Below are 15,226 nucleotides of genomic sequence, written 5' to 3' on the forward strand. Positions count from 1 at the left end.
AAGGAGGTGCAATTATGGAATACAGAAAAGTTGGAAAATGGGGATTAAAAATAAGTGAGTTATCAATTGGATCATGGATAACTTTCGGCAATCAATTGGATCTGGAAACTTCGAAAGCACTTATCAAAGCAGCTGTAAACAATGGTATCAATTTTTTTGACACTGCCGAGGCTTATGCAAATGGTATAGCTGAATCAATGCTTGGTGAAGTGTTAAAAGCCTACAGAAGATCTGACATTGTTGTTTCAACAAAGATTTTCTGGGGTGGAAATGGACCAAATGACAGAGGATTATCTCGCAAACATTTGCTGGAAGGTACATGGGCCTCTTTAAAAAGGCTTCAAATGGATTATGTTGATCTAATTTATTGCCACAGGCCAGACCCAGAAGTACCTATGGAGGAAGTAGTTCTGACAATGGATCAAATTGTGAGAAATGGACTTGCACTTTACTGGGGAACCTCAGAATGGAGTGCAGAGGAACTGGAAAGGGCTCACCAAACTGCGAAACAATTGAACTGTATACCGCCTGTTGTCGAACAGCCTCAATACAATATGCTCGTACGCGAAAGGGTAGAGAAAGAATATGCACCTATTTATGAAAAATACGGGATGGGTCTCACTACATTCAGCCCTCTGGCATCTGGATTATTAACAGGAAAATACATTAAGGGTATACCAGAAAACTCAAGGCTTGCCAGATATGAATGGCTGAGAAAGAGATTTGAAGAAACAGGTCTGTTCAGCCAGGCTACTTTTGAAAAACTTGAAAAACTTCAAAAAATATCTCTGCAACTTGGTTGCACTCTTTCTCAACTGGCGATCGCGTGGTGTTTGAAAAATCCACATGTTTCAAGCGTTATACTTGGCGTTTCAAAAATGGAGCAATTCGAGGAAAACATAAAAGCAGTTGAAGTGAAAGAAAAACTCACAGATGATGTGATGGCTGAGATAGAAAAAATCCTCGCTTGAAGCGGGCCTGTGCCCGCTTTATTCTGTTGCAATCTTTTTCCTGTAGCCAAGACTGTTACTCACGAAATACCCTGCAGACTTGATTAACTGTTTTGTACACTCTCCGCAAGCTGTGTCTTTTTCAAAAATACATATTTTTCCCGGGTAAAGAACATATTGAGCTCTGTATGGAGAAGGAGTAAAGTTTGGCATGATTACATTTGCACCACATTTAAGTGCGAGCTGTCTTCCAGATGGATGAATGGTACCCAGGGCAGTTGTTGCCGGTATATTAGAGTCCGGTAAGAAAAGCCTCGTTAAAGCTATTAATTTCAAAGTTTTTTGGAGGTCGCCCCCTTTAAAATTGCTCAATGGGGTATTGGGGTGTGGTATGAAAGGTCCTATTCCCACCATATCTGCATCAAGCTCATAAACAAATAAAACATCTTTCGCAAGCGAGTAGTCATTCTGACCAGGCAAACCAACCATTGAACCAGCCCCAATTTCATACCCGAGCTGCTTGAGTTTTCTCAAATGCTCTATTCTGTTTTGAAGGGAATCACCTGGGTGCATCTTCTCATAGATCTGTTCATCAGCAGTTTCATGACGCATGAGATATCTATCTGCTCCAGATTCTTTCCAATATCTGTACTCTTCATACGTCCTTTCTCCAATGCTCAAAGTAACAGCTACTTTCATTTTCTTGATTTCTTTTATAACATACGCTATGGATTCTTCATCGTAAAAAAGATCTTCCCCTGATTGTAGTACGATTGTTTTTACCCCCATCTGATAAATTACCCTTGCTCGATGAATTATCTCATCTGCTTTCATTCTGTACCTTTTCACATTTCTATTTGAAGCTCTTATACCACAATAAAGGCAATCATTTCTACAATAATTCGAAAATTCGATTATTCCTCTGAGATACACGTCTTTTCCCATATATTTTTGCCTGACTTCATCTGCAAGCGCAAACAGTTTTTCATCTACTCTTGAATCTGAAAGTAAAAATGCTATTTCTTCGAGATCAACTTTTTCCGGATGGTTCAGGATTTTCTTCAAAACACCTTCGAACACAATCAATCACCTTCCAGCATAGCTCAACCATCTCAGAACTCGGTTTTTCAACCTGAGCTAAAACAACGTATCTGTCATCTTCACAAATAACTTGAGGAGGCTCAAATTTTTCTATACCCGCTTTAAGATCATTTATGAAGGAAATTCTTCTTCCAACCTTTTTGCAAACCCACACCTTGCAGTGAAACTTTTCAGAAATATGTTCGAGTATCTTCTTACAGCCTGACATCACGTTCGCCTTTCTCGATATTCACAAGCATTTTTCTAACAGTTTCACGTCTCGAATCTGGTATTTTCAGAAGCTCTTTTTCGATAAGTTTCTCGCCTATAAGTTTCGTTTCATTTGTGGCATAATCGATCAGATATTCTTTGAAAGTTAAAAGAGCGTTCGGTGTGCAAAATTCTTTCACAAAACCGGGTATAGCAAATTCCATAAAATGCTGGCCAGTTCTTCCTGCTCTATAGCAAGCTGTGCAGAAAGAAGGAATATAACCTTCCATAGCAAGTTCTTTTATTACTTCATCCAGGGTTCTTGTATCTCCGAGTATAAATTGACTTTTCCTGACAATCTCCTGATCTTTCTGAGCATATGACCCAACGCCTATACTGGAGCCTGCATCTATCTGAGAAACGCCAAGTTTTATCACCTCATCTCTGAGTTGCACTTTTTCCCTTGCTGTTAATATCAAACCTGTATATGGCACAGAAAGCCTTATGATCGCAACAAGCCTTTTGAAATCATAATCGCTGACAGCATACGGGGGCTTCTCTGTTAAAGGAGTTCCAACAGCAGGTTCTATTCTTGGAAAAGATATTGTATGTGGTCCAACGCCAAATCTTTCTTCAAGATGTCTTGTATGACACATTAATCCCATCACTTCAAATTTCCAATCATACAAACCAAACAACGCACCTATTCCAACATCATCTATTCCGGCTATCATGGCTCTATCAAGGCCGAATAATCTGTAAGTATAAGATGATTTTGGGCCGGCTTTGTGGTATTTCTTATACGTTGGGAGATGATAGGTTTCCTGAAAAATTTGAAACGTACCTATACCAGCATTTCTTATCGTTTTGTATCCTTCCACTGTTTGTGGAGCAGCATTCACATTTACCCTTCTTATTTCACCATTACCGTTTCTGTAAGAATAAATTTTTTCTATAGTTTTTGCAATGTACTCGGGTGAATACACAGGATGCTCACCAAAAACTACTATCAGTCTTTTGTGCCCTTTTGAAGTCAGCGCAAACAGCTCATTTGTGAGTTCTTCATCTGTAAGAGTTTTTCTGATAACTTGTTTATTCTCGCTTCGAAAACCACAATATGAGCAGTTGTTTATACATTCATTTCCAATATAAAGCGGTGCAAACAAAACAATTCTGTTGCCATATATTTTTTCTTTCAAAGATTTTGCTGCGGTAAATATCATTTCAACAAGCTCGGGATTTTCAGCATTCAAAAGCGCTGCCGTCTCTGAAAGATCTAATCTTTCTTTGTTCAAAGATTTTTCAAGTATTTCTTCTATGTATTTTTTATCAGGATTTTTCGTCAGAGATAACAACCTGTTTATTTCTTCATGCGGGATAAATGATTCGCTATCGAGTATCTTTTTAACAAATGTATACATAATTTCACCTCTCATTTAATAGGCATTGTTTTTACCTTCACTCCTTTTATTTGTCCAAGTTTTCCGCTCATACTACCAATCAGATCATTGCTTGCTTTCACCACAAGCAAAATAATAGCTATGTTTTCATCTGGTACAGGATAACCTACTCTTAACCTTATTACTTCGGCAAAATTGTGAAGGAATTCGTTGACCTGCCTGTAGGCATTTTGTCTGTCTTCAACGATGATATTGACTATGTAGAATCTTTCCAAAACAAAACCCCCTTTCTCTTTTAGCACCGAGAAAGGGGGCAATCAATTGCATAGCCCATCCTTCCTCGGTGTCAGAAAAATTCCTTCACCTCAGAAGTTCACATTAATTATACAATATTGCCAAAAGAAATAGTTACAATTTCAATTGTAAATTGAATAAATTCTTTCTCCATGGGGAGCTCCTGTTTTGGGGCTGAGAGGAGGACGAAAGTCCTCGACCCAATGAACCTGATCCAGGTAATGCTGGCGGAGGGAATGGAGAAAAATGAATATAAAACCTCCGCCGTATGTGCGGGGGTTTTTATTTCAAAAAAGGAGGAATTTTTGTGAAAGATACGATGATCTCTACGTTAATAGTTAACAGGTATTTCAAGAAATTAAGGAGTTTTCTGGAACTTGATGTAGCGATAGTTGGAGCAGGCCCAAGTGGTTTAACAGCAGCTTACGAACTGGCGAAAAAAGGCTTTAAAGTAGCAATATTTGAGGAGAAAAATACGCCCGGGGGAGGTATTTGGGGAGGAGGAATGATGTTTAATGAGATTGTTCTGGAAAAAGAACTGGAAGATTTTCTGAATGAATTAGAAATAACTTACGTGATTCAAGAAAATCATGTACTGGTTGATTCTGTACATTTTGCCTCAGCCCTTCTCTATAGAACTACTATGGTTGGTGCGACTGTTTTCAATAATATTTCTGTTGAAGATGTGGCTATGCAAGATGGAAAAGTATGTGGTGTAGTTATAAATTGGGGGCCTACCATGAGATTGGGATTGCATGTCGATCCTATAACTGTGAAAGCCTCTTTCGTTATAGATGGAACAGGGCATCCAGCAAATGTGGCATCACTCCTGGCAAAAAGGGGGCTTATCGAAATGAAAATGGAGTTACCTATGAATGCTGATGAAGCTGAACAATTCGTCGTAGAAAATACAGGTGAGATATTTCCGGGATTGATGGCCTCAGGGATGGCAGCATGTGCTGTACATGGTGGTCCTCGAATGGGACCCATATTTGGTGGCATGATCCTTTCCGGCAAAAAAATAGCTCAGATCATAGAAGAAAAATTGAGGTGATTATCATGACTCAAATGGAAATAGCTCAAAAAGGAACATCATCAGAGGAGATGAAAAGAGTCGCTGAATACGAAGATGTAGATGTAGAAGTAATCCAACAAAGATTGGCATATGGAAAAGCTGTCCTTCCAAAGAACAAGCTTCACAAAATAGAAAAACCCATGATAGTCGGAGAAGGGTTCACCGTGAAAGTGAATGCGAACATAGGAACATCACAGGCCTTTTTCTCACTGGAAGAAGAGAAAGAAAAAGCCAGAGTGGCGATTGAATATGGTGCAGATTCTCTGATGGTACTTTCTACCTGGGGCGATCTTAAAGAAATCAGAAAGGCTATTATAGATCTCTCAGCCGTTCCTGTGGGGTCCGTTCCTATCTACGACTCTGCTATGAAAAGTTACCAGTTGAAGAAAAATGTGGTGGATTTCTCTGAAAAAGATTTTCTCAATATGGTTATTTCCCATGCGGAGGATGGGATCGACTTCATGACAATACACGCTGGGATAACAAAGAAAGTTCTGGAACACGTGAAAAATTCAGGACGCATTTTGAAGGTAGTGAGCAGAGGAGGAGCAATCATAGCTGGCTGGATGATTAAAAACAACAAAGAAAACCCATTTTACGAGTATTTCGATGAACTTTTGGATATTGCTAAGGATTACGACATTACACTGAGCCTGGGAGATGGCATGAGACCCGGGACTGTGTTAGATGCGAGTGATGTACAGCAATTCGAGGAGCTTTTTGTAATGAGGGAACTTGTTGAAAAAGCAAGAGAAAAAGGTGTTCAGGTGATGTTAGAAGGCCCTGGTCATATACCTTTAAATGAAGTGGAATTGAATGTGAAACTCATGAAAAAAATAGGAGAAGATGCTCCGATTTTTCTTCTTGGACCACTCCCAACAGATAGAGCTATGGGATATGACCATATTGCCTGTGCTATTGGTGGGGCTCTGGCAGGTTACTATGGAGCAGATTTTCTTTGCTATGTAACTCCTTCAGAACATATATCTCTTCCAACAATTGAGGATGTGAGAGAAGGCGTGATAGCATCCAAAATAGCCGCTGCCATTGCGGATTTAGCACGTGGAAACAGAAAGGCATGGTGGTTAGAGAAACAAATGGCATTGTCAAGAAAAAATTTCAACTGGGAAGAAATGTTTAAATTGTCACTTGGAAAAGATTTGGCGAGGAAGAAATATAAAGAAAGGCCTTATTTACATGAAGGTTGCTCTATGTGTGGCCCTTTCTGTGCAATAAAAATCGTGGAGGAGTTTTTTTGAGAAAAGGCGTTTCCACAAGCATCATAAGAAGTAATCCGCACCTTTTGACAACTCTGCCAGATGCTGATTTATATGAACTTGGATTTTTCAAGCAGGAAGATTTAGGAACAATACTCTCTTTTTTTAAGAATAAAAAATTTGGTGTTCACGCACCGTTTATTTATAGATATGTTTACCATCCTGCTCCAACTTCTTTAAATATAAAAGAGAGATCAGATACTTTTTCCATAAACAGAAAATGTGCCGAGCTTTCGAAAAAAATTGGAGCAGAATATATGGTGGTACACTTTCCAAACGCTTTTCAAAAAGAGAGCTGGCTACCCATATACAGGGAGGTAGAAAGCGAATTCTGTAATCTCTCAACTTTGATTCCTATTCGCATTGAAAACATTTATGGAAATGATCATTTTCATGAAGCAAAGGATTACAAATTTTTTCTGGAAAATACGAATAGCACGATGTGTGTGGATATAGGGCACCTTCTTATAGATTCAGAATTGTACGGTTTTTCTCCGGTGAATTTTGTAGAACTTCTTTCAGATAAAATCAGCGAGTTTCACATCTATTATGCAGATCTCGAAACTTACAAAATGTGCCACCATGCTCCCTGGGGAAATTCAAAGAGGTTTCGTGAAATATTAAATTTTATAAAAGATATGAACGTAGATTTTGTAATAGAGCCAACCACAGAGTGCAAAAATGGGCTTGAAAGACTTTTAAAATACTGGAGGGAATTGTAATGTTAATTATCTCAGGTTTAGATCCATCTGCAGGCGCAGGGCTTCTCCAAGACATAAAAATCTCATCTGTAATGGGAATCAGAGCATATGGGATAGTTTCAGCTTTTACAACTCAAAATGAGCAAAGAGTTTTTGCGGTTAATTTTAGAAAATGGGAAGATATTAGGAAAGAGTTAGAAGTTCTTCCTGCCCCAAGAGTAATCAAAGTTGGACTTGCATTACCTGAAGTTGTGAAAAATCTTCGTGAATTGTTTCCAGGCTCTATGATCATCTGGAATGTGATTCTTGAATCTTCGTCAGGATTCAAGTTTTTGGATTCCGAAGAAGTGAAAAAATTTGTCAATTACGCAGATTACGTTGTGTTAAACAATGAAGAGTCCGAAAAAATAGGAAAGAAAGAGCATTTCATAATCACTGGTGGTCATGAAAATAATAGCCAGATTAAAGTTATTTACAAAGATAAAACTTTCGAAACAAGCAGGGTGCGTGGAGAATTTCATGGAACAGGATGTGCTTTTTCTACGGCAGTAGCCGGTTTTCTCGATTTGGGGTATCCTATTGAGGAATCTATCAGATCATCAATGAAGCTTGTTAGAAAGATTCTCGAAAAATCTCATGAAATTGTCGAAACAGAGAAAGTTGCCAGAGAATGGCATAGATATGATGTATTGAGTACATTGGACGAAATATTACCGTTTTACCTTGAAATAGGACATCTAACTGTGCCGGAGGTTGGTCAAAACGTATCTTTTGCTTTACCATGGGCAAAAGATGAGTTTGAAGTGGGAAAGTTTCCCGGAAGACTTCGTCTGAAAAGTGGAACAGCAGTAAGCGTGTCTGCGGCATCTTTCAATGATAAATCACACACATCACGTATGACAGTAACGATGATGAAATTTTTCCCTCATATAAGGTGTACTGTGAACGTGAGATTCAAAAAAGAATACATAGACAGGGCAAAGAAAAAAGGATTGAAAATTTATCACCACGATAGATCAAAAGAACCAGAAGAAATACAAAAAAATGAAGGTAAGTCAATGGTATGGATGATAGAACAGGCAATTTCAAAGCTGAAATCTCCTCCAGACATAATATACGATGAAGGATGGTGGGGAAAGGAAGCAATGATAAGGGTATTTGGAAGAGATCCGGAAGAAACACTCGAAAAAATAAAGCTCATGTTGGAGGAATGAGTGAGGAGTATAATTTGACTGGGTGTGAAAGATGTGTGAATTTTTCTGGAGGGAAAAACTTACACATGATATTCGAATAGCTGGTATAGACGATGAAAATATCCTCAGCGGCTTTTTAAAAGTTCCAAGAGAAAGATTTTCTCAGATTGAATATCCTCCGCAAGTTGTTTATTCGGACCAGGTAATCGTTACAATGAAAGATCAGGATGAATATTCTACATCGAGTCAACCTTCTTTGATGGCATATTTTATGAAAATTGCACATCTTTGCCGTGGTATGAAGGTACTCGAAATAGGTTCTGGAACAGGCTATAACGCCTGTGTTATGGCTCAAATCGTTAAGGAAAATGGGCTGATAGTGGCTGTAGAATACAATCAAAAATTTCTGCTTCATGCAGAGAAAACCGCCAGAGAGCTGGGAATAAACAATGTTATTTTCGTTAATGATGATGGGGCATCCGGTTGCGAAAAATACGCACCCTATGACGCAATTATTGTCACCGTAGCTGCGGATAATATTCCATATACCTGGATCAAACAGCTAAAACCCGGTGGTAGAATTGTATTGCCAATAGACATATATGTCATTGATTCGCAGCCCGCATTCGTCCTGGAGAAAATTGAAGATGGCATCAAAGGAGATTATTTGTTTGAAACAAGATTTTTGAAAGCCAGAGGTTTATTAGGAAATTTGAATCAAAGAAATCTTGAGAAATTGCTTTCTTTCGAAAAATTATCATATCCACAACAGAATACAGTTATTTATACCAACATCCAGTTTTTGAAACTTTTACACTTATCTTTCTGGTCTTTATGCATGAGATCAAGAGACATTTGCCATATAGAGGAAAATGGATATGCTGTCTGGAATTCATGGAATGGAAAGTGGGATATATTTGGAATTATTCAAAAATTGTTCAGGTTGTTCGACGAATGGAAATCTACCAACCAAAGTTCATTAAGGGAAATACAAATTATCTACGATCTAAACATGAATTTTTTAAGATTGAAAAAGAGGGGGAATTGATATGTTCAAAAATTTTACTCTGTTATCGCTTCTTTGTGCAACGATGTTTTTTGGAGGATATGCTTATTTTCTAGGTAGCAATATACTTGAAATACCTGACTCAAAAATATCCTTCGTCGCCAGTGATATGGATAAAATTACCCTGACAATTTATGAACTCGAAATTGACGCAGTAAAACTTTTTACACAGGCTGAAGAACTCCCGATCTCGAAAATAGTTTCGAATGCAAAAAAGCATGTTTACCAAAGAACTTTCACCATCACTGATAAATGGCAGGAGTTCTCACTGGAGTTTGAAAAAATAGGAGTTTACCTTGCTGTCTTAACAGGATTTGAGAAATCAGAGAAAACAACCTACGATGCAATGGTACTCATCGTTACAGACATGGGAATAGTCTTTGTAGCTGATGAAGAAAAAGCAATACTTGGGGTGGTAAAGACAACCGGGGGATTTCTGGAAAATGTGGCCGTTTATCTTTTGAAAGGCAACAAAGTTATTGGCAAAATGAAAACAGACGAAAATGGTTTGGTACGAATTGATAAAGATTTCGATTTTGCCTTAGTTAAGAAAGAAAAATCACTTGCTTTCTGTAGATTTTACAGAACACGCCGTTCTATCGATAGAGATGAAAAACTGTTTTTGCTGACAGATCGCCCCATTTATAAGCCTGGAGACACAGTCAACCTTCGTGGACAGCTTTTTAAACTTGATGGAAGCTATTACACAGCACTTGGAGCATCAAGGGTGACAGTCAAAATAGAAGACCCAAAAAATAACGAGATTTACAGCAAAACACTTTCGACAGATGAACTTGGTGGTTTCTGGGATAGTTTTGATCTTGCCGAGACCTCTTCTGTAGGAAATTACACTATAAAAGTTGAACACAATGAAAGAGATTTTTACGAAACTTTTCTGGTGGAAGAATATAGAAAGCCAGAGTATAAAATGGAGATTTTGCCCGACAAAGAAAAGTATATTTCCGGTGAACCTGTCGATTTCACCATAAAAGTTAATTACTTTAACGGGCAACCAGTAGCTGGTGCTCAGGTGGCTCTTTATGTAAATGCAGATCCCATCGAGCAATCAGAATATCTTGTCTACAGAGCTTATGAATTAACAGACGAGAGTGGGCAAGTAAAAATCTCACTGAAAACAGAAGAAGGTTTCGAAGGTTACTACACATTACAAGCAATAGTAGCTGATGAAAGTCAGAGGCAAATTGAACAGGAAAAATCAATTTATATATATGCAGATAATGTAAAAATCTCGGTTGACAGAGATTATATATTTGCAAAACCTTGCGAATCAGTGGAGTTGAAAATATTTGTTTCAGATCTCAACGGAAACCCATTGAGCGGACAGATGTCAGTGCTAATCGGTGAAAATGAAAAAACCTTGCAGGTCGATGGCGGTAAAGCCATCCTTAAATTCTCACCAGACAAAATAGGCAGTTTCAAAATACAGCTCTCTTTCCAAAAAGCAAGGAAATCGATATATGTGCACTCCTACGCATGGGCAAAGGGATATAAAATTTCAGAATTTGCTGTTGTTACCGATAAAGAAAAATACAAACCAGGAGAAAAAATCACGGTTCAGTTATTTTCACCTTCAGAGGTTTCGGGAATAATTGCACTTACTGCCGACACAATCTATGATCTGAAACCATTTTCTCTGAAAGATCACTCAACTGTAGAGTTCACCATACCAGAGAATGTAATAGAAAGGAACCTATTCCTTATTTTCTTGGCATATGAAAATGGACGGAGAATCATGGACAATTTGAAAATAGCTATCGAGCGGGATCTAAATGTTGAGAAAGCGGAATTGTACTTTGACAGGGAATCGTACAAGCCCGGTGAGACAGCAAAATTGACTATCAAATCCAAAAACGATGGTGTATTCTGCTTAACAATTGTAGATGAAGCCATATATTCAATGATTGGCTTCAATCCTGCTCAGATCGAGGAAGTGATTTATCCACAAAACAATTATCCGGATGTCACATGGAGCTTTTCTCAAAGATGGTTTTATATCGATCTGGCAAATCTAAAAAGTACCGGCAGCCTGTACAGCATGCTCCCAGAACCTACAACATTCGAAGATTTTAAAAGATCTGCTGTTGAAGCGAAGATAAATGTAAGAGAATACTTCCCAGACACGGCTTTGTGGATACCTCAATTGAGGACTAAAAACAAAACAGCTACAGTTGAATTTAAGATTCCAGATAGCATAACAAATTTCATTGCTACTGCTTATGGATTTTCCACAAAATCAATGATGCAGGCAAACAGTTCATTTGTCGTTACGAAAGATTTCTATGTTACGCCGCATTTGCCTTCATTTCTTCGTGAAGGAGATGTTATGCAAATATCGGCAACAGTTCACAATCAAACCAGCGATATATTAAAAACAAGGCTCTGGCTTGAGCTTCCAGAAGCTATAAAGTTGATCTCTCCGGATCAATCATTAAGCATATTTGATATAGTACCAAAAATTTCTAACACATCTTACTGGACTATAAATGCCCTGAAAGAGTCTGATCTATCAACAATAACAACCTACGCAGTTAGTCACAATGATTTAAAAGATGCAGTTGCTTTGAATATCCCTGTAAAACCATTTGCTTTTGAGAGAGAATTCTATGTACTCGAATTTGTCGATGGAGTAAAAGAAATATCTTTACCTCAATCAGAGTATAAAACTGCTAAATTAAGAATCTTTTCAAACATAATACCGCTTGTTGAAGACTCAATAAGACACCTGATCAAATATCCGTATGGGTGTACCGAACAAACTATGAGCAGTTTTCTGCCAGCTGTAATCGCTTCACAAATGGGATTGAAGATAGAAGATCTTGAAGACATCGTCAGAAAAGGCTTGATGAGATTGTACAAATATCAAAAATACGACGGTGGATGGGGATGGTGGCAAACCGATGATAGTAACAACTTCATGACCTGTTATGTGATGGAGGGATTATATTACGCAAAAAAAGCAGGCATTGAAGTAGCCAGCTCCGTAATTAACAGTGGAATCAATTATCTTAAAGAAAATCTTTCAGCATACGGAGTTTACGTGCTCGATCTTTACAAAATTCCACATGAATCGTATACACCACAAAAAGACATTGACTGGATCTATCTTTCATTTTCTAATGAAAAAGCGCTCGATGAAGCATTAAAACTGGTGCATGAGACAGAAAAATTTGCATATGTCGATCAGGTGTATGATTTCTTTACATCAGATGTTCAATTAACTTCGATATTGCTGAGAGCCCTCACAAAATGGGGGAAACACGAAGGCTTGCAGAGAAAAATCATCAATTATTTGTTTTCAAAGAAAGATGGGTATTTCTGGTATTCCACAAAAGATACCTCATTTGCCGTTCTTGCATTGCTTGAAGTCCTGCCAGGCGTTGAGAATCCACATCTGGTAATTGAAAATGGTAGTAAAGTGGTAGAACTCGATACAGAAGGTGAGCTTTCTCTTCAGAAAGAAGACCTAAAAATAAAAGGTAAAGGACTTGTAGAGGTACACGTAGTTTATTACGAAAGTCCAGTAGGTTCTGTAAGCGATGGCATAGAAGTAAAAAGAGATTTTTTCAAGCGTTATGAAATTCTGATTAAAAATGAAAAGAGCATAATCGACGCTTTTATCCCCATAAATCAGGATTACATACCTGTTTCGATCGAGTTGCTCGAAGAATTGAAAAATGGAGAGATCTATATCTCGGCATTTGATGACGGAAAATACTCTTACAGAGGAACTACGTTCACAGTTAACGGAAACAAACTTTCTCTGAATGAAATGGAATTCGAATTTGAAAAACTTGAAACTTTTGATGGACTTATATTAGTGATAATGGAGAATGCAGCAATGGTTTATGACACAAAAACGCAAACTGCAAAAACACACTTTGGTACCTCAGATGCCAATTTAACGAAAATGGGAACAGTTTATCTGAAAGATGGAAAGCTTTGGATAAACGATGAATTGATAGTGATGGTCCCTCAGGATGTGAAATCACTCTCCTGTTCAAAAGATGAAATACTGTTAAAATCCGAAAGAGGAACTTACTGGTTCAAAGAAGGAAGATTCACCTTATTACCTTTTATAGCAGAGAGAATACTGAGCTGGGACGGGAAAGAGCTTATCTGTGATAAAGGATTCACTTTTTCTGGAAACGATGAACTGATCACAGTATCACCATGCAAAGTGACTTTCAGCACAGGCACTGTTTCTGTAAACTCCGGAGACATAATGAAGACTATCATATACCTTGAAAACGGTTCTGGAAATTATATAGTAATCGAAGATTACTTTCCATCATGTGCCCAAATTTTGCAGAATTATAATGAAAGAAGCCTTCAGTCCTATTCGAAATTTGATTATATGTGGTATAGATCCTGGGAAAACTGGTATTTGGCAAGGGAAATTTACGAAGATCGCATAGCCTTTTTTACATACAAATACTCGAATGGAAGGATGAGTTATGTTTGGCGAGCAACCGCAAACGGAAAATACCGGATTTTACCAACTCAGGCATATTCAATGTATTACAAGGGGCTCTATGCTCATTCTGATCCTGATGTGCTCAACATTGGTTTTCGGTCTGAAGATATGGAATCTGAGTGAACTTGTCAAACTGGGCGACGTATCGGTCGCCCTCCTTTTCAAAATTGAAAAAGTTGCCGAATTCATAAAAGTTCCAGCTGAATTTGACGTAATAATATATGAATCGGAAAATCTTGCTGAATTTCATCAGCTTTCAAACAGACCGTATCATGTGGCTGCTGTCTATAAAAATGGAATGATCATAACCCAACCGTTTTATATTCTTAAACAAAAGGGCTTACTTGAGGAAGTCTTATTCCATGAAATCCTTCACAGTATACTTAAGAAAAATTTTCAACTGCCTGCATGGATAGAAGAAGGATTTATTTTATTCATAACTGGCGCCGATTTTGATGAATTGAGAGGATTCCACAGAGATTATTTTCTCAGATTCATTCGGAGGGTAAGATATGAAGAAATACCAGATCTTCTTGATTGCTATCGTATTGATAGTAGTATGGAATGTGATAACGGGCGTTAGGTTTAGAGTGGATCTGACTGATCAAAAGATCCCTGTTAAGGATAGGAAAGATATTTTTATACGCGCCAGAATTGCATCGGCAAAAGTCTATTCAAACAGACCTGTTGAGATTAAAAAGGACGGAATTTTGATACCAGATGTGAAGCTAAACGAAAAAGTAATTCTATATTTTGAGAGCAAGGGTTTTATAAAAAAAACGAAAGCTGTTTCTCTGTACTTTGAGGCAGATACTTCAGATGATGATGAAGATGGTTATCCAGATTGTCTTGTACTCAGTGAAAATGATGCGGAAAAATTCAGAAACTGGTTCATTTGGATAGGTTTGTCTGCCATAAAAAACGAGCCGGTTTTGTGGAACGAACATGAAAGAGATTGCGCAGGATTAATACGTTACTGTTCAAGAGAAGCACTTAAAAAACATGATGGAAGATGGCTGGAAAGATCGAATTATTCGGGCCCAATTTTTGATGATGTGGAGAAATACAATTATCCAGACATACCTTTGATTGGAGATAAAATATTCAGAATTATTTCAGGAAAATATACAAATCCTGGCGAATTTTCTGCTTTCGCGTCAGCCAGGATCATGCTCGAAAACAGCTTGAAATTCGTTTCTAAGGATGTTGAGCATGCTCTGCCTGGTGATATAGCTGTATTTTTCCATCCCGAGGATTTCGAATATCCATACCATATGATGATATACATATCGGATATATATTTTTTGCAGAATCATAGATGGTTTTTGTATCATACCGGCCCAATAGGAGAATCAGCAGGGGAAATGAGGTTTGTGAGATACGAAAATCTTGAAAAACTCGATCCATCATGGTCTCCACGGGAAAAAAACAGGTATTTTCTTGGTTTCTACAGATTCAAATTTTTGCCATAAATTAAAAAATGCC

General features: G+C 37.9%; 12 protein-coding genes and 1 riboswitch. Of the genes, 9 read left to right on the top strand and 3 right to left on the bottom strand.

Annotated elements, in window-relative coordinates; genetic code table 11:
• The first annotated feature begins 14 nt into the window (after positions 1-14).
• Complete coding sequence (locus TEL01S_RS09025; protein ID WP_012003775.1) at positions 15-971, top strand: potassium channel beta subunit family protein; 957 nt, start codon at positions 15-17, stop codon at positions 969-971.
• A gap of 18 nt (positions 972-989) precedes the next feature.
• On the opposite strand, the gene hydE is transcribed toward TEL01S_RS09025, so the two are convergent.
• The 3 genes from hydE to TEL01S_RS09045 form a co-directional block, all read right to left on the bottom strand.
• Positions 990-2,030, bottom strand: a complete 1,041-nt coding sequence (hydE, locus tag TEL01S_RS09030) for a [FeFe] hydrogenase H-cluster radical SAM maturase HydE (protein WP_012003776.1) — start codon at positions 2,028-2,030, stop codon at positions 990-992.
• Between the two features lie 215 nt (positions 2,031-2,245).
• Positions 2,246-3,661, bottom strand: coding sequence for a [FeFe] hydrogenase H-cluster radical SAM maturase HydG (gene hydG, locus TEL01S_RS09040; RefSeq protein WP_012003778.1), 1,416 nt, complete (start codon positions 3,659-3,661; stop codon positions 2,246-2,248).
• Positions 3,662-3,672: 11 nt separating this feature from the next.
• A complete protein-coding gene (locus TEL01S_RS09045; RefSeq protein ID WP_012003779.1) occupies positions 3,673-3,915 on the bottom strand; it encodes a TM1266 family iron-only hydrogenase system putative regulator in 243 nt (80 codons plus the stop codon).
• A 162-nt stretch (positions 3,916-4,077) separates the two neighbouring features.
• Positions 4,078-4,188: riboswitch (TPP riboswitch) on the top strand.
• A 53-nt stretch (positions 4,189-4,241) separates the two neighbouring features.
• Between TEL01S_RS09045 and TEL01S_RS09050 the strand changes: the two genes are divergently transcribed.
• The 8 genes from TEL01S_RS09050 to TEL01S_RS09085 are packed head-to-tail and all read left to right on the top strand — an operon-like array spanning position 4,242 to position 15,213.
• Positions 4,242-4,988, top strand: coding sequence for a sulfide-dependent adenosine diphosphate thiazole synthase (locus TEL01S_RS09050; protein ID WP_028843731.1), 747 nt, complete (start codon positions 4,242-4,244; stop codon positions 4,986-4,988).
• 5 nt (positions 4,989-4,993) lie between these two features.
• Positions 4,994-6,268 (top strand): phosphomethylpyrimidine synthase ThiC, encoded by a 1,275-nt coding sequence (gene thiC / locus TEL01S_RS09055; protein ID WP_028843730.1) that lies wholly within the window; start codon positions 4,994-4,996, stop codon positions 6,266-6,268.
• A complete protein-coding gene (locus TEL01S_RS09060) occupies positions 6,265-7,008 on the top strand; it encodes a sugar phosphate isomerase/epimerase family protein (RefSeq protein ID WP_012003782.1) in 744 nt (247 codons plus the stop codon). Before thiC ends, TEL01S_RS09060 begins: the two co-directional genes overlap by 4 nt.
• Complete coding sequence (locus TEL01S_RS09065; RefSeq protein ID WP_012003783.1) at positions 7,008-8,201, top strand: thiamine-phosphate synthase family protein; 1,194 nt, start codon at positions 7,008-7,010, stop codon at positions 8,199-8,201. The genes TEL01S_RS09060 and TEL01S_RS09065 overlap by 1 nt, the downstream gene beginning before the upstream one ends.
• Before the next feature lie 31 nt (positions 8,202-8,232).
• On the top strand, positions 8,233-9,228 hold the full coding sequence (locus TEL01S_RS09070; protein WP_051366243.1) for a protein-L-isoaspartate O-methyltransferase: 996 nt from the start codon (positions 8,233-8,235) through the stop codon (positions 9,226-9,228).
• Position 9,229: 1 nt separating this feature from the next.
• Entirely contained in the window at positions 9,230-13,864 is a 4,635-nt protein-coding gene (locus TEL01S_RS09075; protein WP_028843729.1) for an MG2 domain-containing protein, read from the top strand.
• Complete coding sequence (locus TEL01S_RS09080; protein WP_144313091.1) at positions 13,830-14,324, top strand: hypothetical protein; 495 nt, start codon at positions 13,830-13,832, stop codon at positions 14,322-14,324. The genes TEL01S_RS09075 and TEL01S_RS09080 overlap by 35 nt, the downstream gene beginning before the upstream one ends.
• Complete coding sequence (locus TEL01S_RS09085) at positions 14,254-15,213, top strand: DUF1175 domain-containing protein (RefSeq protein WP_028843728.1); 960 nt, start codon at positions 14,254-14,256, stop codon at positions 15,211-15,213. The genes TEL01S_RS09080 and TEL01S_RS09085 overlap by 71 nt, the downstream gene beginning before the upstream one ends.
• The last annotated feature ends 13 nt before the right edge of the window (positions 15,214-15,226 follow it).

Origin of the sequence: Pseudothermotoga elfii DSM 9442 = NBRC 107921 (assembly GCF_000504085.1) — a bacterium.
Classification (GTDB): domain Bacteria; phylum Thermotogota; class Thermotogae; order Thermotogales; family DSM-5069; genus Pseudothermotoga_B; species Pseudothermotoga_B elfii.